This window comes from Pleomorphomonas koreensis DSM 23070 (assembly GCF_000425185.1).
GTDB lineage: Bacteria > Pseudomonadota > Alphaproteobacteria > Rhizobiales > Pleomorphomonadaceae > Pleomorphomonas > Pleomorphomonas koreensis.
Map to the genome: position 1 here is coordinate 69,084 of NZ_AULH01000006.1, position 20,028 is coordinate 89,111.

A 20,028-nucleotide genomic window follows, 5' to 3' on the forward strand; every position below is an offset into this window, starting at 1 on the left:
TCAGTCGCCGTCCATCGCCTGCGCCTCGACCGCGATGGTCACCACGTCGGAGCGGGCGTAGGAGCGGTAATAGTCGAACGGCCGGCCGTCGGCGCCGCGCGACAGCGAGCGGATGAGCAGCACCGGATCCCGCACGTCGAGGCCCAGGAAGCGGGCCGGCAGTTCCGGCGCGCCGACGGCTGCCACCTCGCGACGGGCGCTGGAAATCCGGTAGCCGGCAGCCCTGAGGGTCTGATTGAGCGACTGGGTGCCGCGCAGCACGTCGGTGCCGGCCAGCGCCGCGCCGACTTCCGGCGGCATGAAGTTGGTCGAATAGACGGCCGGCTTGCCGTCGAGACAGCGGAGCCGCTCCAGGATGAAGCCGGCGGCGCCCGGTTCGAGGCCGAGGGCGTCGCTCGCCTCGCGCGGCAAGGGTTCGAGGCCGCTGCGGAATACGGTCGTGTCGACGGTGCGCGTGCCGTCGACCTCCGTCTCGAAGAAGCCGCGCGTCACCTGCAACATCCAGTCGCCGCCGCTCTGCTCGGCGACGAAGGCACCGCGCCTTGGAATCATCCGGATCAGCCCCTGCTCCTGCAACGAGCGCAGCGTCTCGCGCACGGTGGAGCGGGACAGATCGAAGGTGCGGCAGAGGTCGCTCTCCGACGGCAGGCGCTGGCCCGGCGACAGCTCCTTCGAGCGGATGCGCTGTTCGAGGATGTGGCCGAGCTGCTGGTAATACGGCTCGGCGGAGGTGCGATTGATGGCGTCCATGATACCGGCTGTCTGGTTTGTCCGGACGAAATCTACATCACCGGCAAGCCGTTGAATAGATTGGACGGCCCATGTCGGGCGAAAACCCGGCCGGCCGTGCCCTGCCGTCTCCCGGCATTCTCACGCTCGCCACCACAGGGTATTGCGGCTATCCTCCCGGCCGATGCAACCGGAGAGGAGATATCCATGTCGCAGACCCGCGTTCGTCCGATGGGCGCCACCGCCAGCCTCGACCGCAACGGTCGCGGCAACGTCGTCGCCAAGTCCGGCGCCAGCCTGCCGCTGGCCGGCTCGCCGTCGATGGAGGGGCTCAACCCGCTGGAGTTGCTCGACGCCTCGCTGGCCGGCTGCCTCGCCCTCAGCATCCGCATCGCCGCCCGCAACCTCGGCCTGTCCGACCGGCTCGGCAACGTCGCCGTCGAGGTGATCGGCGCCAAGGCGGCGGAGCCGCCGTCGCGCATCGCCCGCCAGACCTGCCGCTACGCCATCGAGGGCGATTTCAACGACGCCGAACGGCGGTCGCTGATCGAGGAGGCGCACAAGGTCTGCACCATCGGCAACAGCTATCACGCGGCGATCGACATCGTTGACGGCGAACCGCTGGCCTGAGCTTGTCTATGGGTGTGCATAGAGGTAAAATAATCCGGAGTATCGGCGTTCGACGCAAACCTGTTTCCGGGCGGCCGGCCATTTGAGACGGCTCCGACATTCTCATTTCCCCTGCCTCGGCTAGACTGGCCGCCACGACGCCGCACCAGTCGGCCGCATCCGAGGAGACGATCATGAGTGCTTTCGCCGCCGGCACCGGCCGGACATCCCTTTCGGTCCTGAAGGCCACCACGGCCGCCGTCCTGCTTCTGGCGGCCGCCGCACCGGCCTTGGCCGCCGACGGCGCTGATGCCACCATCGCCATCGGCTCGCTCTACGAGCCGCAGAATCTCGACAACACGGCCGGCGCCGGCCAGGGCATCAACGAGGCGTTCAACGGCAACGTCTACGAGGCGCTGTTCCGCCTCAACGACGACGGCACGGTGTCGCCGAGCCTCGTCAAGGACTACAAGGTGTCCGACGACGGCCTCACCTACACCTTCACGCTGCAGCCGGGCGTCACCTTCCATTCCGGCGACCCGCTGACCTCGGCCGACGTCAAGTGGTCGATCGAGCGCGTCACCTCGGCCGACAGCAAGAGTTCGCGCAAGAATTCGCTGAAGCCGATCGCCTCGATCGAGACGCCTGACGACGCCACCGTCGTCGTCAAGCTGTCGTCGCGTTCGATCTCGCTGCCCTACAATCTCTCCTACGTCTGGGTGATCAACGACGCCGCCAAGGATCTCCAGACCGCCGAGGACGGCACCGGCCCCTACGCCCTCGACGGCTGGCAGCGCGGTTCGCAGCTCGCCGTCAAGCGCTTCGACAAGTACTGGGGCCCGAAGCCGGAGAACGGCGAGGTGGTGTTCAAGTATTTCACCGAGGCAACCGCCCTCAACAACGCGCTGCTCACCGGCGCCGTCGACGTCATCACCTCGGTGCAGAGCCCGGATTCGCTGGCCCAGTTCAAGGACAATCCGGACTTCACCGTCGCCGAGGGCAAGTCGACCACCAAGCTGATCCTCGCCTACAACGACCGCGTCGCGCCCTTCGACAACGTCAAGGTCCGCAAGGCTCTCGCCCGCGCCGTCGACAAGAAGAAGCTGCTGGAAGCCGTCTGGGGCGACTACGGCACGCTGATCGGCTCCTTCGTGCCGCCGACCGATCCCTGGTACGTCGATCTCACCAAGGTCGACGCCTACGATCCGGAAAGCGCCAAGGAACTGCTCAAGGAAGCCGGCTATCCCGACGGCTTCACCTTCACCATCGATACGCCCAACTACGATCCGCATCCACTCGCCGCGCAGTTCCTGCAGGGCGAACTGGCCAAGGTCGGCGTCAAGGTGAACATCAACGTCATCACGCCCAACGAGTGGTACACCAAGATCTACAAGGCGCACGACTTCCAGGCCACCTTGCAGGAACACGTCAACCACCGCGACATCGTCTTCTATGGCAACCCGGACTTCTATTGGGGCTATGACAACCCCAAGGTCGCCGAGCTGATCAAGGCGTCCGAGGAAGCGGCAACCGTCGACGAGCAGACCGAGAAGCTGAAGGAAGCCAACGTCCAGATCGCCGAGGACGCGGCCAGCAACTGGCTCTATCTCTACCCGCAGATCGTGGTGTCGAAGACGTCGGTCAGCGGCTACCCGGTCAACGGCCTCAACTCGCAGTTCTTCGCCTACGGCATCAAGAAGGCGGATTGATCTCTTCCGCGCCGCTCGACAGCCCGCGCCGCCCGACCTAAGCTCGGGCGGCGCTTCCGCTTCTGATCCGAGGTGCCGCCATTCTCGCCTATGTCGTCCGCCGGACGGCGATTCTCGTCGTCTCGGTGCTGATCGCCGCCGCCGTGCTGTTCCTGCTGCTGCGCCTCCTGCCGGGCGATCCCGCCAACGCGCTGGTGTCGGTGGGCGCCGATCCCGAGCAGATCGAGGCGGCGCGCCGGCAGGTCGGTTCCGATCTGCCGATCGCCGCCCAGTTCGTCCGCTATCTCGGCCAGCTCGGCCGCTTCGACCTCGGCGCCTCCTTCATCTCCGGCGTGCCGGTGCTGGACGAGATCGGCCGCCGCCTGACGCTGACGCTGCCGCTCACCGCCCTCGCCTTCGTGGCCGCCATCCTGATCGCCCTGCCGCTCGGCATCCTCGCGGCGGTGAAGCGCGACCGCTGGTACGGCGGGCTCATTTCCATCGTCTCGCAGTTCGGAATCGCCGTGCCGGTGTTCTGGATCGGCATCCTGCTGGTCACCGCCTTCGCCGTGAAGCTGCGCCTGTTCCCGTCGAGCGGCTTCCCGCCGTCCGGCTGGCGCGATCCGATCGCCGCGCTGCACCAGCTCACCCTGCCGATCCTCACCATCGCGCTCGTCATGTCGGCCTCGCTGATCCGCTACGTCCGCTCGGCGACGCTCGACGTCATCGGCTCCGACTATCTCCGCACCGCCCGCGCCCTCGGCGCCGGCTACGGTGAAGCGCTGATCCGCCACGGCATCCGCAACGGCGCGGTGCCGGTGATCTCCATCCTCGGCATCGAGCTTGCCTCGACGCTGCTCGGCGCCGTGGTCGTCGAGCGCGTGTTCTCGCTGCCCGGCCTCGGCTCGATGCTGCTGAGCGGCATCGAGCAGCGCGACTATCCGAGCGTGCAGGGCGTGCTGTTCGTCTCGACGCTTCTGGTGCTGCTGGTCGGCTTTGCCGCCGATCTGACCCAGCGCCTTGTCGATCCGCGCCTGCGCGGCTCCAGCGGAGGCCGGTCATGACCGACGACGCCCCCGCCCTCGCCCAACCCTCGTCTCTTCGCCTGACGCCGGCCTTCCTGATCGGTGCGGCTCTCGTCGGCCTGCACGTCGTCGTCGGTCTCATGACGCTTGTCTGGACGCCCTACGATCCCACGGCGATGACCGGCGGCCGCCTCGCGCCGCCGTCGCTTCTCCACTGGGCCGGCACCGACCGGCTCGGCCGCGACCTGTTCACCGAGATCATGATCGGCGCCCGCATCGCGCTCGCCGTCGGCAGCGGCGCCGTGACGATCGCCGCGGCGATCGGCGTCACGGTCGGCCTCCTGGCCGCCTTCGCTTCCCGCGCCGTCGACGACGTGCTGGCGGCGACGCTCGACATCCTGATCGCCTTCCCGACGCTGCTGCTCGCCATGCTGATCGTGGCGGCCAGCGACGGCGCCAGCCTCGGCACCGCCATCCTGGCGATCGGCGTCGCCGCCTCGGCGATCGTCGCCCGCCTCACCCGCATCCTTGCCCGGCGGGTGCTGGCGATGGACTACGTCACCGCCGCCCGCGTCTCGGGCACCAGCTGGCTCGGCATCGTCCGCATCCATGTGCTGCCCAACATCTGGCCGACGCTGGTCGTCAACTTCGCGCTGCAATTCGGCCTCGCCGTCATCGCCGAAGCGTCGCTGTCCTATCTCGGCCTCGGCGCGCCTCCCCCCAACGCCTCCTGGGGCCGGCTGCTCCAGGAGGCACAGGCCACGGTCTATACCGCGCCCTTCGGCGCCGTGGCGCCGGGCCTCGCGCTGGTGTCGCTGGTGATCGGCCTCAACCTGTTCGCCGACGGCCTGCGCGACGTCGCCGACCCCACCCGGCGGAGGCGCGGATGACCGACCTCCTCGCCATCGACGATCTCACCATCCGCCACGCCGGCCGGCCGCTGGTCGCCGGCGTCTCCTTCGCCATCGCGCCCGGCGAGCGCGTCGGCCTGATCGGCGAAAGCGGCTCCGGCAAGTCGCTGACGGCGCTCGCCGCCATCGGCCTGTTGCCCGAGGGCATGACCGCTTCCGGCTCCATCCGCCTTGCCGGCCGCCAGCTGGTCGGCGCCGCCGACCGCGACATCGTCGGCCTCCGTGGCAGCGTCGTCGCCACCATCTTCCAGGAGCCGCTGACCGCCCTCGACCCGTTGATGCGCATCGGCAACCAGATCGCCGAGGTGGTGCGCCGCCGCGCCCGTCGAGACGGCCAACCGGTCGATGTTCAGGCCGAAGTGCTGGCGCTGATGGCTCGCGTCGCCCTGCCCGAGCCGCGCCGCCTTGCCCGCGCCTATCCGCACGAGATGTCGGGCGGCCAGCGCCAGCGGGCGGCCATCGCCATGGCGCTGGCCTGCAAACCGCGCCTGCTCATCGCCGACGAACCGACCACGGCGCTCGACGTCACCACCCAGGCCGAGGTGCTGCGGCTGCTGGAAGCGCTGGTGCGCGAGGACGGCATGGGCCTCCTGTTCATCGGCCACGACCTGCCGGTGGTCGGCGCCGCCGTCGACCGGGTGCTGGTGCTGAGGGGCGGCGAGCTGGTCGAGGCCGGACCGGTTGCCGAGGTGTTCGGCCGGCCGCGCCATCCCTACACCATCGGCCTCGTCGAGGCGGCCCGCACCTTCGACCGGGCGATCGGAGCGGCGCTATGAGCCTGATCGATCTCTCCGCCGTCTCCTTCGCCTACGGCCGCGGCCGCAACGTGCTCGACGGCATCGACCTGAAGATCGAGGCCGGCCGCAACCTCGGCATCGTCGGCGAGAGCGGCTCGGGCAAGACCACCATCCTGCGCCTGCTGCTCGGCCTCGCCCGGCCGACCGCCGGCCGGATGACCTTCCGCGGCGAAGGGCTCGACCCCGGCAATCGCGCCGTCATGCGCGGCTTCCGCCGGGCGGTGCAGGCGGTGTTCCAGGACCCCTATTCATCGCTCGATCCGCGCCAGAAGGTATTCGACATCGTCGCCGAGCCGCTGCGCTCGCTGAAGATCGACATGGACATCGACGACGCCGTGGCCGGCGCGCTGGCCTCGGTCGATTTGCCGCCCGATGCCGCCCGCCGCTATCCGCACGAGTTCTCCGGCGGCCAGCGCCAGCGCATCGCCATCGCCCGCGCTATCGTGTCGCGGCCGGAGCTGGTGCTTGCCGACGAGGTGGTCAGCGCGCTCGATCTCACGACGCGCATCCGCATCGTCGACCTCCTGAAGACGCTGTCCGAACGGACGACGCTGGTGCTGGTCTCCCACGACATCGGCTTCGTGGCGCTGCTGTGCCACGACCTGGTCATCCTGGAGAAAGGCCGCATCGTCGAACAGGGCGCGGCGCGCGACATTCTGTCGGCGCCGCAGCATCCCTATACGCGGCGGCTGCTCGACAGCACGCCGCGCCTGATGGATTTCGCCTGAACCGGGCTCAGGCCCTGAGCCGGCCGACGAAGTCGTGGACGCTTCGTTCGAGATCGTGCGAGCGCGACTGAAGGTCCGTCGACAGGTGCAGAAGCTCGGCCGCCGAGGCGCCGGTCTCGCTGGCCGCCCGGCCGACGCCGAGCACGTTGACGGTGACGTCCTGGGCATTGAGGGCGGCCCGCTGCGTGCTGTGGGCGATCTCGTCGGTGGCCGCGCCCTGCTGGGTGACGGCGCCGGCGATCGTCGAGGTGACGTTGCGCACCTGCTCGATGGCCTGCACGATATCGCCGATCGACCCGACGGTCTGGTCGGTGGCCTCCTGGATCTCCTTCACCTTGCGGGAAATCTCCTCGGTCGCCTTGCCGGTCTGGCCGGCGAGGCTCTTCACCTCCGAGGCGACCACCGCGAAACCGCGCCCGGCCGTGCCGGCCCGCGCCGCCTCGATGGTGGCGTTGAGGGCGAGAAGGTTGGTCTGCTCGGCGATGGCCGAAATCAGGTTCACCACCTCGCCGATCTCCGTGGCGGCCGTCGAGAGATTGCGGACGTTGGACTCGGTGCGCGTCGCCAGCCGGGACGCCTGCTCGGCGATCGACGCCGACTGGTTGACCTGGGTGTTGATCTCGCGCACCGACGCCGACAGCTCCTCGGTCGACGAGGCGACGCCCTGGACGTTGGACGAGGCGCCCTCGGCGGCCCCGGCCACCGCCTGCGCCTGCCGCGAGGTCTGTTCGGCGGTGGCCGACAGGCCCTGCGCCGCCGAGGCCAGCGTGCGGGAGGCATCGACGAAGGCGGCGGTCAGCGAGCCCATCGAGTCCTGGAACGTATCGGCGATGCGGTTGCGTTCCTCGACCAGCGCCCGCGCCGCCTGCTGCTCGCGCTCGCTTTCGAGAGCGCGCATGGCCTCGGCCTCCGACAGATTCTCGCGCAGCACGCCGAGCGCCGACGCCATCTGCCCGACTTCCCAGGGGAAGCGCAGGTCCGGCACCTCGGTCGACAATTCGCCGCGGGCGATGCGGCGCATGGCCGTCGAGATGCGGATCAGCGGCCGCGACAGGCCGAGCCAGACGAACACCATGGCAAGGCAGCCGGCCACCGCCGACAGCGCAATGGCCGAGATGATGCCGAGGCTGGCATAGGTGTAATTGGCTTCCGCCGCGCCGGCCGCCGCGTTGGCGGCGTCCTCGCCGCGAAAGGCGAGGCCCGACAGGATGTCAGCGGCATCGGCGTGCATCTTGCCCAGCTCGCCGACGTAGAGGTCGGTGGCGAGGTTGAAGTTGCCGGAATTGGCGAGGTCCGAGAAGCTCTGATGGCGGTCGACATAGTCGCGCCAGAGTTTGGAGAAACTGGCGATGTCGGTCTGGTCCGCGGCGGCGGCCGACGTCTCGCCGAGCGCAATGAGGCGCGTGTTGACGCCGCTCATCGCCTTCTCGGCGTCGAGCACGGCGGCTTCGCGCGTGGCGTCGTCCATGGCGGCGAGGATGGTCGCCTCGGCGAGACGGAAATTGGCGAAATCGTCCTTGAGCAGGCCGATGAGGTTGGCGCGCGGCAGCTCGGTCTGGCTGAAGTGCCGAAGATCGGCGTTCGAGGCGCGCAGTTCGACGAGCCCGTAGAGGCCCTGCGCGCCGCTGACGAGGATCATCGCCGCCAGGACGGTGAACAGCATGGTCTTGATGGTGAAACGCATGGGAGCCCCCCAAAGGCGATGGGGAGGCGGACGATGCCCGCCTCCCGCTGCGGCCGACCGGCCGGCTTACTTGATGTAGCGCGCGCGGGTCATCTCGCGGGTGGCGTTGGACTGGGCCGACGAGAGGGCCGCGTCCACCGCGACCTTGCCGGCCAGCGCCGACGAGAACTGCTGGCCGATGGTGGTGGCGAGGCCCTGGAACTCCGGAATGGCCACGAACTGGACGCCGGTGTAGGGCACCGGCTTCACCGTCGGGTTCTTCGGGTCGGCGGTATTGATCGAGTCGAGCGTCATCTTGGCGAACGGCGCCGCCTTGAGATACTCCTCGTTCTGGTAGAGCGAGGCCCGCGTGCCCGGCGGCACGTTGGCCCAGCCCTCCCTGGAGGCCACCAGCGCGGTGTATTCCTTGGAGGTCGCCCAGGCGATGAAGGTCTGCGCCGCCTCGGCGTTCTGCGACGAGGCGGGCACCGCGAGGTTCCACGCCCACAGCCAGTTGCTGCGCTTGCCGAGGCCATTGTCCGGCGCCAGCGCGAAGCCGACCTTGTCGGCCACCGTCGAAGACGCAGGGTTGGTGACGAAGGAGGCGGCGACCGTCGCGTCGATCCACATGCCGCACTTGCCCTCGTTGAACAGCGCGAGGTTCTCGTTGAAACCGTTGTTCTCGGCGCCGGCCGGACCGGCGTCCTTCATCAGGTCGACGTAGAATTGCAGCGTCGCCTTCCATTCCGGCTGGTCGAACTGCGGGTGCCAGTTCTCGTCGAACCAGCGGGCGCCGAAGGAATTGGACATGGCGGTGATGAAGGCCATGTTCTCGCCCCAGCCCGCCTTGCCGCGCAGGCAGATGCCGTTCACGCCGGCGGCGCGGTCGGTCATCTTGCGGGCGGCGTCGGCGATGAACGCCCAGGTCGGCGCGTCGGGCATAGTGAGGCCGGCCTTCTGCATCAGGTCGGTGCGGTACATGACCATCGACGACTCGCCGTAGAACGGCGCGGCGTAGAGCTTGTCCTCATAGGTGAGGCCGGCGCGGATGGCCGGCAGCAGGTCGTCGACGTCGTAACTGGCGTCGAAGGTCAGTTCCTTCAGCCAGCCCTGCTTGGCCCAGATCGGCGCTTCGTAGGTGCCGATGGTCAGCACGTCGTACTTGCCGCCCTTGGTGGCGATGTCCGTCGTCACCTTCTGACGCAACTCGTTCTCGCTCATCACCGCCCAGTTGAGCGTGATGTCCGGATGCGCCGCCTGGAACTCGTCGGTCAGACCCTGCATGCGCACCATGTCGCCGTTATTGACGGTGGCGACGGTGATTTGCACGCCGGCGCTCGCCAGAGCACTGGACATCAAAAGCAGAGCTATAGAATTTCCTATGAGGTTTCCCACTTATTCCTCCTAGCCACCCAACAAATGAGAATTAAAACGTATTGGTTGTTTGCTAAGAAATAATAAATGCTAGAAGTGGAAAATTGTACCGTATTTATGTTGCCAATACTGAAATTTTGTATCCTCGAATATTTCTCCTCTACTTGAAATGCCGTATGTTGGCACGTTTTCGGGCTTTGATCCGCACGAATGGAAATATCGAAATAAATGAATGGGTTAGCAGGAGTGCCGCAGAACGCAAAGGTTTGCGGACACCTTCGGCGGCAACGCCGGCCGGCCCCTTCGCAAGGCGGCGGTTGCAACCTCCTGCTATCGCCGCGTTCAGCCGGACCGGGGTTCCGGACCGGCCGCGATGCCGAGTCGCTTCATTCGGTCATGGAGGGTCGATTTGGGGATACGCAGCGCCTGGGCCGTGCGGCCGATGCTGCCGCCGGCGCGGCCGAGCGCATCGACGATCAGCGCCCGCTCGAAGGCTTCCACCGCCTCGCCGAGTGACGGCGGCTCGCCGGCGGCGGCCTCGGCGAAGGGCGGAAAGCCCATCTCGATGCCCAGCACGCAGCGGTCGGCGACATTCCTGAGTTCGCGCACGTTGCCCGGCCAGTCATAGGCCATCAGCCGGCCGAGGCGCGTCTCGTCGAGGACGGGGGCCGGCCGGCCATGCACGACGCTCGCCTGCTCGGCGAAGTGGGTGAACAGGAGCGGAATGTCCTCGCGCCGGTCCCGCAGCGCCGGCAGCGTCAGCGAGGCGACGGCCAGCCGGTAGTAGAGGTCGGCGCGGAAGCGGCTGTCGGCGGCCAGCTTGCCGAGGTCGCCCTTGGCGGCGGCGACGATGCGGCAGTCGACGGCGACCGGCGTGTTGGAGCCGAGACGTTCCAGCGTCCGTTCCTGCAGCACGCGCAGCAGCTTGATCTGCACGCTGACCGGCATGGTCTCGACCTCGTCGAGGAACAGCGTGCCGCCGCTGGCATATTCGATCTTGCCAACGCGGCGCTTGGCGGCGCCGGTGAAGGCGCCCGCCTCGTGGCCGAACAGCTCGCTCTCGACGAGGTGCTCGGGCAGGCCGCCGCAGTTGATCGCCACGAAATGGCCCTTGCGGCGCGGGCTCTCGTCGTGCAGGCAGCGGGCGACCAGCTCCTTGCCGGTGCCGGTGTCGCCGTCGATCAGCACCGAGGCGTTGGTGCCGGCGATGTCGGCGACGACGCGGCGCAGCTTCGCGATGGCCGGCGAGCGGCCGATGATGCGGCTTTCGAGCCGGCCGCCGTCCGACAGCTTGTGGCGGAGGCGCCGCACCTCCAGCGTCAGCGCCCGCTTCTCGCGCGCCCGCCGCACCACCTCGACCAGATAGTCCGGCGAGAACGGCTTCTCGATGAAATCGTAGGCGCCCGAGCGCATCGACTGCACGGCGAGCGGCACGTCGCCGTGGCCGGTGATCAGGATCACCGGCAGGTCGGCGTCGATCGCCTGCATCTCCCGGAGCAGCGCCAGGCCGTCGCGGCCGGGCAGGCGCACGTCGGAGACGATGACGCCGGGCCGCGCCTCGGCCACCAGCCGCAGCGCCGCCTCCACCGAGCCGGTGCCGATCGTCTGCATGCCGTCGAGTTGCAACGCCTGCTCGCAGCCGAGCAGCACGTCCGGATCGTCCTCGACGATCAGCACCCGGAGATCGTCAACCGTCGCCTTGGTCATGTCGCCTCTCCGGGACCGATCGGAATGGTCATCGAGAACACCGCCCCGCCCTCCTCGGCATTGGCGGCCGTCAGCTCGCCGCCAAAGTCGCGGATGATGCCGGCCGAGATGGCAAGGCCGAGCCCGAGACCGACGCCCGGCGCCTTGGTGGTGAAAAAGGGCTCGAACATATGGTCGAGCCGCTCCGGCGGCAGGCCCGGCCCGCTGTCGCGGATGTCGATCCGCGCGAAACTCCCGTCGCGGCGGGCGGAGACGGTGATGCGCTGGTCGCCGCCGCCCTCCATGGCATCGACGGCATTGCCGATCAGGTTGAGCAGCACCTGCGCGAAGCGATTGGGATCGCACCAGAGGGCGATGTCGCCACCGTCGATGTCGACGCTCACCGCAACAGGTCCGCGCGTCAGGCGGTGATTGAGCAGGAACAGCGCGTCGTCGACGAGCTTGCGGAGGCCGACGCGCTGCGGCTCGCCGGACGATTTGCGGGCAAACACCTTCAGCTCGCCGGTGAGATGGCCCATGCGTTCGACCAGCGGCCGCACCCGTTCGAGGTTGCCGCGCACGGTGGCGAGGTCGCCGCGCTCCAGGAACCTGACGGCGTTGCCGGACAGGGTGACCAGCGCGGCGAGCGGCTGGTTCAGCTCATGGGCGATGCCGGCCGATAGCTGTCCGAGGCTGGCGAGCTTGCTGGCCTGTACCAGGCCCGACTGGGCGTCGCGCAGCGTGCGCTCGGCCCGCTCGCGCTCCGTCACCTCGCGGCGCAGCCGCTCGTTGGTGGCCGACAGCGCCGCCGTCCGCTCGGCCACCTGTGTCTCCAAGTGGTCATGGGCGCGCTGGAGGGCGCTGCGCGCCTCGAGCAGTTCGCGCAGGTGTCGCCGCCGCTGGCGCCAGACGGCGAACAGGCCGATGAGAAGCAGGCTGCCGAGACCGGCCAGCGCCGCCCACAGGCGGGCGAGATCGTCCATCTCCGAGAGGTCGGTGAACACGGTCAGCGTCCACGGCGTCTCCGGCATCGCCCGGCTCTCGGCGAGGAACAGGCCCTCGGTCGAGAAGCCGCCACCCGGCCCGGCCGTGCCCGGCAGACGGACGATGCGCGTGCCGCCGCCGAGGTCGCGCAACGGCACGAGGCCGATCGGTGACAGCGGCCGGTCGTTGTATTGCTGCGCCTCGGCGATCTGCCGCCGCGCCGCATCGTCGAGCGGCGTCAGCGTGCCGTATTTCCAGGCCGGCACCGAGGAAAGCACCACCACGCCGTGCTCGTCGCTGAGGATGGCCGGCGATTCCGCCGATGCCCAGGAGCGTTCGAGCTGGCCGAGGCTGACCTTGACGACGCCGATGCCGAGCGTGCGGTCATCGCGGGCGATGGCGGTCGCCAGGAAATAGCCCGGCTGGCGGTTGGTGGTGCCGATGCCGTAGAAGCGGGTCACCCGGTCGGTGTGGGCATTCTGGAAATAGGGCCGGTAGGACAGATCGCGGCCGACGAAGCTGTCCCACTTGTCCCAGTTGCTGGAGGCGATCACCCGGCCGGTCAGGTCGAGCAGGTAGACGTCGAGCGTGCCGATGCGGTCGTTCAGCGCCTCGAAATAGAGGTCGGCCCGGTGGCGCAGCGCCGCGTCGGCGGGGTCGTCGAGGAGTGCCAGGACGGTGCCGTCGAGTGCCATGACATAAGGATAGTTCGCGAATTGGCTGACCTCGCGCTCGAAGCTCGCCGCGTAGAGGTCGAGCCGGTGGCCGGCACTGGCGCGGGTGGCCGACAGCGACAGTTCGAAGACGACGCGATAGGCGACCAAGGCGACGATGGCGGCGACGGCAAGGGCGCCGACGAGCGGCAGCACCGCCGCAAGGCGCAGCCAGCGGCGTTTCGGCGCGATGCTCTCGGCTTTCCCGGCCAATGCGGCTCCTCCCGCCAGCGCTGTCTTGTTCACCGATAGCGCAGGGCCGCCCGGCGGGAAAGCCGGACGGCCGTCGCATTTCGGAGACGGAAGATCAGCCGAACATCTTCAGCAGGAACACCGCCAGCACCACCATGCCGGCACCGCCGATGCGGGTGGAGATCTGGGCGAAGGGCATCAGGCCCATACGGTTCGAGGCCGAGAGGATGGCGACGTCACCGGTGCCGCCGAGGCCGGAGTGGCAGCAGGTGACGATGGCCGCCTCCACCTCGTACATGCCGAGCAGCTTGCCGATGAACCAGCCCGAGGAGACCATCGCCAGCACCGTGGCGGCGCAGATGGCGAAATAGGCCGGCGTGAAGGCGGCGATCAGGTCGTTCCAGGGAACGTAGAGGGTGCCGAGGCCGACCAAGAGCGGGAAGGTCATGTTGGTGGTCATGAACTTGTACATCTGGTGAGCGCCGGTCTCCATCCGCTCGGGGATCAGCTTCGACACCTTGAGCAGCGCTGCGCCGATGATCATCAGGATCGGGCCGGGGATGCCGGTGAACGGCGACAGGAAGGCGCCGAGGATGAACATGGCGCAGGCCATCAACAGGCCGGCGCCCATCAGCGGCAGTTCGAGCTTCTTCTCGACGGCCATCTCCTTCAGCAGTTCGTTGTCGTCGCCGGTGCGGACCAGAAGACCGTTGCCGGAATAGCGCGGCTTCTTCTCGCCGATGCGCTTCAGGACGCCCGAGGAAATGATGGCGACGACGTTGCCGATCAGGGCAGCCGGGATCAGCGAGGCGATCAGCGCCGGCTGGGCCGTGCCAAGGATGTCGGCGTAGGCCAGCGACAGCGGCAGGATGCCCTCGCCGATACCGCCGGCGATGATCGGCATGACGATGAAGAAGAAGGTGTGCTTGAACTCGTAGCCAAAGGCCATGCCGACCAGCCCGCCGACGATGACGGCAGAGGCGGTGCCGACGGCGAGCGGCACGAACATCTTGAGGAAGCCCTGGATCAACACCTTGCGGTTCATGCCGAGCATCGAGCCGGTGACCAGGCAGGCGATGTAGAGGTAGAGGAAGTTCGACGTCTTCATCACCGCCTTGATGGCGTCGGAGGTCGCCGGGTTCATCACCTCGTAGCCGAGCATGGCCGACGGCACGAACAGGCAGAGGATGGCCGAGCCGCCGATGTTCTTGAGATAGGGAATGCGGCCGCCGATCTCGCCGAGCAGGAAGCCCAGCACCATGATCGCCGCGAAGCCGCCGATCATGTCGGCCGGCAGCTTGCCGATCACCGAGGCGCCGAACACCACGGCGGCGATGGCGAGATAAAGCGGCAGCGGCACCGGGCCGACCTTGTAGGCAAGAACGCGGGAAAGCGGGCTGCCGCCCGTTTCCGTCGCGACCGCGTCGTTCTGCGTGATGTCCGTCATTGTCGTTCTCCTCCGGCCGCCCACGTCGTCCCGTGGCTGGCCTCTCTCCTGGGCTGTCGGCCGTCCGGCATCTCCTCCGGCGCCGTTGTGGGCTTCGGCCTTCCGTCCTTGTTCCCTCCTCGGAAGACGGCCGTCGCATGACCCAGGGAATGGCATTTGCCGTGCCAATCAGGCCCGCCGGCTAACCGACTGTTTCATCGATTTAATTCTTGAAGCCACCGGCCGGCCCTTCCGGAAACCCGGACGCGGCCGGTGGAGGACCGTCCGGAAATCCGGACGGTTTCCGGGAAGAAAATACGTGATAGCACTGATTTGATTGGGGATTCCCGGTGGCGGCACCGCAAGCCGGAGGAAGCGCACCGCCGCTTTCCGACGACTCGCCTGGCCGACCTGGTGTGCCGGCGCAACAACGCAATCCCAGGTATTCCAATCGCTGTCGAGAATGAGAATCCAAGAACGGCGGGAAAAGTAGATTCCAATTCCCTTTCCCGGCGGACAATTCGCCCGCCATGCTTTGTGCCGCCTGCCTCATCAATACTACCGTCGCCCGGTCCGGTTTTCTCGGCCGGCTTCTCTCCGGATCAGGCAGATGGCGCTCGTCTCTCTTCGCAATGTCTTCAAGGCCTTCGGGTCGACGCGGGCGCTGGCCGGCGCCTCGCTCGACATCGAGGCCGGCGAGATCGTGGCGCTGATGGGCTCCAACGGCGCCGGCAAGTCGACGCTGGTGAAAATCCTCGCCGGGGTGATCGAGGCCGACGCCGGCGACATCCGCCTCCGCGGCCAGCCCTTCGCGCCGCGCTCCCCGGCCGAGGCGACGGCGGCCGGCATCGTCACCGTCCACCAGTCGACCGGCGTGGTCGGCATTCCCGGCCTGACGGTGGCCGATTCCCTGCTGCTCGACCGTTATGCCGACGGCGCGACGCCGTTCTTCCTGACGCGCCGCCGCGTACGCGAGCGGGCGCGGGCGATCGTCGAGGAAGCCGGCTTTCCCCTGCCGCTCGACCGCGACTTCGCCGACCTGCCGGCCGCCGACCGGCAACTGGTCGCCATCGCCCGCGCCATCGGCCACAAGGCGGAACTGCTCATCCTCGACGAGCCGACCGCCAGCCTGTCGGGCGCCGAGGCCAGGCGGCTCTACGCCGTGCTGAAGGATCTGGCCGGCCGCGGCATCGCCATCCTCTACATCTCGCACCGCCTCGCCGACCTCGAAGCGCTGGCCGACCGCGTCGAGGTGCTGCGCGGCGGCCGCAACGCCGGCAGCTTCCGGCGGCCGATCGACTTCGACGCCGCCGTCGAGACGATGATCGGCCGGCCGCTCGCCGCCGCCCACCCCGACGCCCGCACCGCCGCCGGCCCGCCGGTGCTGAGTCTCAGGAACATCCGCCTCCTGCCGCACGCCCGGCCGTTCGATCTCGACCTGCACGCCGGCGAGGTGGTGGCGGTGACCGGCGTGCTCGGCGCCGGCAAGAGCCGCCTGCTCACCGGCCTGTTCGGTGCCGGCCGCTTCGCCGCCGGCGACATGCGGCTCGACGGCCGGCCGTACGCGCCGGCCGATCCGGCCGAAGCCATCGCCGCCGGCGTCGTCATGGCCGGCGAGGACCGCCACCGCACGTCGCTGATGCCGGCCGGCTGGCCGGGCGAAGCCGTACGGTCGACCATCAGCCTGCCGCACCTCGATCGCTGGTTCCCCTCCGGCTTCCTCCTCGGCGACCGCGAAACCGCCGAGGGCGCCCGCGCCATCTCCCGCCTCGGCATCCGCGCCGCCTCACCGGCCGCCTCGGTGTGGTCGCTGTCGGGCGGCAACCAGCAGAAGACGGTGATCGCCCGCTGGGAGGCCGAGCCGAGCCGCGTGCTGCTGCTCGACGAGCCGTTCCAGGGCGTCGACCTCGGCGCCCGCCAGGACATCATTACCACGCTGCGCCACCACGCCGACCGCGCCACGCTGATCGCCACCTCCGACCCCGAGGAGGCGGCCGAGGTGGCCGACCGTGTCGTGGTGCTCGACGGCCACTCCCTCGTTTCCCCCGCTTCCGGCGGAGCCAACACACTTCAGGAAGTCCATCCATGACGTCCGACAGCGACGCCGTGCCGGCCCCGGCGGCCGGTCCCCATCCGGTCCACCGCCTCGGCGACATCGTCCGCAACGGCGCGATCTTCATCCTGCTCGCCGCGATGATGATCGGCTTCACGGCGGCACAGCCGGCCTTCATCGGCATCAACAACCTGATGAGCATTCTTCAGGCGGTGGCGGTGGTGGCGATCCTCGGCGCCGGCGTCACCATCTCCATGGCGGTCGGCGGCTTCGACCTGTCGGTCGGCGCCGTCGCCGCCTCGTCGGTGATGGCGGCGAGCTACGCCATGATCGTCTGGCGGTTCGGCGCGTTCGTCACCGTGCCGCTGGTGCTGGCCTTCGGCGCCGCGATCGGCCTGATCAACGCTTTGCTGATCGTCCGCCTGCGCATCCCCGACATGCTGGCGACGCTGGCCATGATGTTCCTGCTGACTGGTCTCCAGCTCATCCCGACGGCCGGCCGCTCGATCTCCGCCGGCCTGATCCTCGCCGACGGCTCGACGGCGCTCGGCAAATACGATCCGCTGTTCCTGCTGATCGGCCGCTCCAGCCTCGGCGGCGTCATCCCGGTGCCGGTGCTGCTGACGCTCGTCGTCGCCGTGGCGCTTTACGTGCTGACCGAGCACACCCGCATCGGCCGCCTGCTGTTCGCCACCGGCGGCAACGAGCTGGCCGCCCGCCTGGCCGGCGCTTCGACGGCCCGTCTGAAGGTCATCGCCTATGTCATCTCCGGCACGCTCGCCTCGCTGGGCGGCATCGTGGTGGCCGCCCGCGTCGGGCGCGGCGACGTCTCCTCCGGCTCGTCGCTGATGATGGACGCCGTCGCCGCCTCGCTGATCGGCTTCACGGTGCTCGGCCTGCGCCGGCCCAACGTGTTCGGCAGCGTCGTCGGCGCGGTGTTCGTCGGCGTGCTGCTCAACGGCCTCACCATGCTCAACGCCCCCTACTACACGCAGGATTTCGTGAAGGGCGCCGTGCTCGTCGGCGCGCTCGCCATGACCTACGGCCTCGGCCGTGCCCGCTCCTGACCTTTCACCACCCAGCAACGGAAGACCCATGAAGACCTCGCTCCTCTCCGCCGGCCTCGTGGCCGGCCTCCTCGCCTCCCCCGCCCTCGCCGAGGGCCTTGCCGGCGCGCCGGCCCCGTTCGACAAGGGCGGCGTCGAGATCGCCGTCGTCTCCTTCCTCGGCAGCGGCGACTGGCTGCAAGCCTTCGAGGCCGGCACCAAGCGCCAGGCCGAGGCGCTCGGCGTCACGCTGACGCTGTCGCAGGCCCGCAACGACAACGACACCCAGCGCAACCTCGTCGAGCAGGCGATCAATCGCGGCGTCAAGGGCATCGTCATCAACAACGGCCGGCCGGAAGTGCTGAAGGACGTCGCCCAGAAGGCGCTCGACGCCGGCATCAAGGTGGTCGCCTACGACGTCGACCTCGACAACCCGGCCATCCCGCAGATCGAGCAGAGCGACAAGGACATGGCCCGCCTCGTCCTCGAACAGGCGATCAAGGACAAGGGCGACGGCTTCACCGCCGGCGCCGTCTACGTCGCCGGCTTCGCGCCGCTCGACCGCCGCTACGCCGTGTTCAAGGACTTCGTCGAGACGCACAAGCTGACGGAAAAGGCCGTCTGGGGCGTCGTCAACGACACCGTGCCGGCCTCCGTCGCCGACCAGACCAAGGCGGTGCTGCGCGCCAACCCGGACATCTCGGTGATCTTCACGCCCTGGGACGAGTTCGCCAAGGGCGTCAAGCTCGCCACCGACGAGTTGGGCGTCTCGGACAAGGTGAAGATCTACGGCGTCGATACCTCCACCGCCGACATCCAGTTGATGATCGAGCCGGACAGCGCCTGGGTGGCCACCGCCGCCACCAACGCCGCCGTGGTCGGCGAAGTGGCCGTCCGCGCCGTGTCGCTGGCCATCGCCGGTCAGGACCCCGGCCATTCCGTGCTGCTCCAGCCGACGCTGGTCACCCGCGACGACCTGATCAACAACAAGATCGAGACCATCGAGGATCTGCAGCAGAAGTTCCCGGCCTTCAGCGCCTCCGACGCCGCCACGGCGAGCTGGATTCCGGCGCCGAAGAAGTAACCACGGCCGTTTCCCTCCGCAAACGGGCGCCGCCTCGCGCGGCGCCCTCAGTCTTGCCAAGTTCCGGTGACCCGATGAGCCTGCCGACCCCCGACTTCTCCCGCAACATGAAGCTGATCGGCCATTCCGACATCGACGGCCGTGGCGACGGCCTGCAACTGATGGTGCATCGCGGCTTCGCCTATGTCGGCCATCCCTGGTCGCGCGGCTTCTCGATCGTCAATGTGCGCGACCCGAAACGGCCGGGTGCCGTCACCTACGTCCCGGCGCCGGCCAACACCTGGAATATCCATCTCCAGGCGCACGACGACCTGTTGCTGGTCGTCAACGCCCTCGACCTGTTCGCCGACGTCGACGTGTCGCAGGACGAGCGCGTCTACTATACGAAATCGGTCGGCGAGACCTTCGCCGGCGCGGCCGGCAAGCAGGCCTGGACGGCCGGCATGACCGTCTACGACATCTCCACCCCCGACCGTCCCAGAAAGATCGGCCAACTCGATTGCGGCGGCATCGGCTTCCACCGCCTCTGGTACGTGGGCGGCCGCTGGGCCTATGCCTCGGCGCTGCTGCCCGGCTTCACCGACTACATCTTCGTCACCATCGATCTCGCCGATCCGACCCGGCCATTCATCGCCGGCAAGTGGTGGCTACCGGGCATGCACAAAGCAGCCGGCGAGGTGCTGGACGCGCCGGAAGGCCGGCGCTGGGCGCTGCACCACGCCCTCGTCCATGGCGACACGGCCTATGCCTGCTGGCGCGACGGCGGACTGACTCTGCTCGATATTTCAGACCGCTCCGCGCCGAAGCTCATCGTCCATCGCAACTGGTGCCCGCCTTACGGCGGCGGTACCCACTCGGCGCTGCCGCTCATTTCGCGCGACCTGCTGGTGGTGGCCGACGAGGCCGTGCTCGACAACGAGGAAGACGGCCGCAAGCTGACCTGGCTGTTCGACATCCGCGTGCCGGAGAACCCGATTTCCATCTCGACGCTGCCGGTGCCGGACGAGATCGACTACGCCAAGAAGGGCGGCCACTTCGGCCCGCACAATCTCCACGAAAACCGCCCCGGCAGCTTCGTCTCGGACACGCTGATCTTCGCCACCTGGCAGAACGCCGGCATCCGCGCCTTCGACATCTCCGATCCCTACCGCCCGCGCGAGACCGGCGCGCTGGTGCCGGCCGCGCCGCGCCACATGACCGACCGCCGGCCCGGCCGGCCGAGAGTGATCCAGTCGGCCGACGTGTTCGTCGACGCCGCCGGGCTGATCTACGCCACCGACTACAACGCCGGCCTCGAAATCATCGAATACGGCGGCTGAA

16 protein-coding genes are annotated in these 20,028 nt (G+C 68.6%); 10 read left to right on the plus strand and 6 right to left on the minus strand.

Annotated elements, in window-relative coordinates; all coding sequences use genetic code 11:
• Positions 1 to 750 (minus strand): GntR family transcriptional regulator, encoded by a 750-nt coding sequence (locus tag H512_RS0103755; protein WP_026782334.1) that lies wholly within the window; start codon positions 748 to 750, stop codon positions 1 to 3.
• Between the two features lie 186 nt (positions 751 to 936).
• On the opposite strand from H512_RS0103755, the gene H512_RS22405 reads away from it, so the two are divergent.
• From H512_RS22405 to H512_RS0103785, 6 genes are all read left to right on the plus strand, one after another.
• Positions 937 to 1,359, plus strand: coding sequence for an OsmC family protein (locus H512_RS22405; RefSeq protein WP_084798289.1), 423 nt, complete (start codon positions 937 to 939; stop codon positions 1,357 to 1,359).
• Between the two features lie 173 nt (positions 1,360 to 1,532).
• Positions 1,533 to 3,047 carry an ABC transporter substrate-binding protein gene (locus tag H512_RS0103765; RefSeq protein WP_036789897.1) on the plus strand — a complete coding sequence of 505 codons (1,515 nt, stop codon included), beginning with the start codon at positions 1,533 to 1,535 and terminating at the stop codon, positions 3,045 to 3,047.
• 80 nt (positions 3,048 to 3,127) lie between these two features.
• The gene (locus tag H512_RS0103770; RefSeq protein ID WP_053239531.1) at positions 3,128 to 4,090 is read left to right on the plus strand and encodes an ABC transporter permease; all 963 of its coding nucleotides are present in this window, start codon (positions 3,128 to 3,130) and stop codon (positions 4,088 to 4,090) included.
• Positions 4,087 to 4,941 carry an ABC transporter permease gene (locus H512_RS0103775; RefSeq protein ID WP_026782337.1) on the plus strand — a complete coding sequence of 285 codons (855 nt, stop codon included), beginning with the start codon at positions 4,087 to 4,089 and terminating at the stop codon, positions 4,939 to 4,941. Before H512_RS0103770 ends, H512_RS0103775 begins: the two co-directional genes overlap by 4 nt.
• Positions 4,938 to 5,738 carry an ATP-binding cassette domain-containing protein gene (locus tag H512_RS0103780; protein WP_026782338.1) on the plus strand — a complete coding sequence of 267 codons (801 nt, stop codon included), beginning with the start codon at positions 4,938 to 4,940 and terminating at the stop codon, positions 5,736 to 5,738. Before H512_RS0103775 ends, H512_RS0103780 begins: the two co-directional genes overlap by 4 nt.
• Positions 5,735 to 6,487, plus strand: a complete 753-nt coding sequence (locus H512_RS0103785) for an ABC transporter ATP-binding protein (RefSeq protein ID WP_026782339.1) — start codon at positions 5,735 to 5,737, stop codon at positions 6,485 to 6,487. The genes H512_RS0103780 and H512_RS0103785 overlap by 4 nt, the downstream gene beginning before the upstream one ends.
• Before the next feature lie 7 nt (positions 6,488 to 6,494).
• Here H512_RS0103785 and H512_RS22410 read toward each other — a convergent pair whose 3' ends face one another.
• The 5 genes from H512_RS22410 to H512_RS0103815 form a co-directional block, all read right to left on the minus strand.
• Positions 6,495 to 8,171, minus strand: coding sequence for a methyl-accepting chemotaxis protein (locus H512_RS22410; protein ID WP_053239532.1), 1,677 nt, complete (start codon positions 8,169 to 8,171; stop codon positions 6,495 to 6,497).
• 66 nt (positions 8,172 to 8,237) lie between these two features.
• Positions 8,238 to 9,506 carry an ABC transporter substrate-binding protein gene (locus H512_RS0103800; RefSeq protein WP_036789900.1) on the minus strand — a complete coding sequence of 423 codons (1,269 nt, stop codon included), beginning with the start codon at positions 9,504 to 9,506 and terminating at the stop codon, positions 8,238 to 8,240.
• Between the two features lie 360 nt (positions 9,507 to 9,866).
• A complete protein-coding gene (locus H512_RS0103805) occupies positions 9,867 to 11,231 on the minus strand; it encodes a sigma-54-dependent transcriptional regulator (RefSeq protein WP_026782341.1) in 1,365 nt (454 codons plus the stop codon).
• Entirely contained in the window at positions 11,228 to 13,120 is a 1,893-nt protein-coding gene (locus H512_RS0103810) for a sensor histidine kinase (RefSeq protein WP_210162658.1), read from the minus strand. Before H512_RS0103810 ends, H512_RS0103805 begins: the two co-directional genes overlap by 4 nt.
• 94 nt (positions 13,121 to 13,214) lie before the next feature.
• Positions 13,215 to 14,546: a 2-hydroxycarboxylate transporter family protein gene (locus tag H512_RS0103815; RefSeq protein ID WP_053239533.1), complete on the minus strand. Its 1,332-nt coding sequence runs from the start codon at positions 14,544 to 14,546 to the stop codon at positions 13,215 to 13,217.
• A 589-nt stretch (positions 14,547 to 15,135) separates the two neighbouring features.
• Here H512_RS0103815 and H512_RS0103820 point away from each other — a divergent pair.
• The 4 genes from H512_RS0103820 to H512_RS0103835 all read left to right on the plus strand — a co-directional run bounded on the left by H512_RS0103820 (position 15,136) and on the right by H512_RS0103835 (position 20,027).
• Positions 15,136 to 16,614, plus strand: coding sequence for a sugar ABC transporter ATP-binding protein (locus H512_RS0103820; protein ID WP_026782344.1), 1,479 nt, complete (start codon positions 15,136 to 15,138; stop codon positions 16,612 to 16,614).
• Positions 16,611 to 17,645 carry an ABC transporter permease gene (locus H512_RS0103825; protein WP_026782345.1) on the plus strand — a complete coding sequence of 345 codons (1,035 nt, stop codon included), beginning with the start codon at positions 16,611 to 16,613 and terminating at the stop codon, positions 17,643 to 17,645. The genes H512_RS0103820 and H512_RS0103825 overlap by 4 nt, the downstream gene beginning before the upstream one ends.
• A 28-nt stretch (positions 17,646 to 17,673) precedes the next feature.
• Positions 17,674 to 18,708, plus strand: a complete 1,035-nt coding sequence (locus H512_RS0103830; protein WP_026782346.1) for a substrate-binding domain-containing protein — start codon at positions 17,674 to 17,676, stop codon at positions 18,706 to 18,708.
• 74 nt (positions 18,709 to 18,782) lie between these two features.
• Entirely contained in the window at positions 18,783 to 20,027 is a 1,245-nt protein-coding gene (locus H512_RS0103835; RefSeq protein ID WP_026782347.1) for an LVIVD repeat-containing protein, read from the plus strand.
• The last annotated feature ends 1 nt before the right edge of the window (position 20,028 follow it).

Excerpts from the sequence above, each read along its gene's own strand:
- H512_RS0103785 (WP_026782339.1), top strand. The coding sequence starts at position 5,735 with ATGAGCCTGATCGATCTCTCCGCCGTCTCCTTCGCCTACGGCCGCGGC.
- H512_RS0103835 (WP_026782347.1), top strand. The coding sequence starts at position 18,783 with ATGAGCCTGCCGACCCCCGACTTCTCCCGCAACATGAAGCTGATCGGC.
- H512_RS22410 (WP_053239532.1), bottom strand. The coding sequence starts at position 8,171 with ATGCGTTTCACCATCAAGACCATGCTGTTCACCGTCCTGGCGGCGATG.
- H512_RS0103820 (WP_026782344.1), top strand. The coding sequence starts at position 15,136 with ATGGCGCTCGTCTCTCTTCGCAATGTCTTCAAGGCCTTCGGGTCGACG.
- H512_RS22405 (WP_084798289.1), top strand. The coding sequence starts at position 937 with ATGTCGCAGACCCGCGTTCGTCCGATGGGCGCCACCGCCAGCCTCGAC.
- H512_RS0103775 (WP_026782337.1), top strand. The coding sequence starts at position 4,087 with ATGACCGACGACGCCCCCGCCCTCGCCCAACCCTCGTCTCTTCGCCTG.
- H512_RS0103765 (WP_036789897.1), top strand. The coding sequence starts at position 1,533 with ATGAGTGCTTTCGCCGCCGGCACCGGCCGGACATCCCTTTCGGTCCTG.
- H512_RS0103800 (WP_036789900.1), bottom strand. The coding sequence starts at position 9,506 with ATGTCCAGTGCTCTGGCGAGCGCCGGCGTGCAAATCACCGTCGCCACC.
- H512_RS0103815 (WP_053239533.1), bottom strand. The coding sequence starts at position 14,546 with ATGACGGACATCACGCAGAACGACGCGGTCGCGACGGAAACGGGCGGC.
- H512_RS0103830 (WP_026782346.1), top strand. The coding sequence starts at position 17,674 with ATGAAGACCTCGCTCCTCTCCGCCGGCCTCGTGGCCGGCCTCCTCGCC.
- H512_RS0103825 (WP_026782345.1), top strand. The coding sequence starts at position 16,611 with ATGACGTCCGACAGCGACGCCGTGCCGGCCCCGGCGGCCGGTCCCCAT.
- H512_RS0103755 (WP_026782334.1), bottom strand. The coding sequence starts at position 750 with ATGGACGCCATCAATCGCACCTCCGCCGAGCCGTATTACCAGCAGCTC.
- H512_RS0103780 (WP_026782338.1), top strand. The coding sequence starts at position 4,938 with ATGACCGACCTCCTCGCCATCGACGATCTCACCATCCGCCACGCCGGC.
- H512_RS0103805 (WP_026782341.1), bottom strand. The coding sequence starts at position 11,231 with ATGACCAAGGCGACGGTTGACGATCTCCGGGTGCTGATCGTCGAGGAC.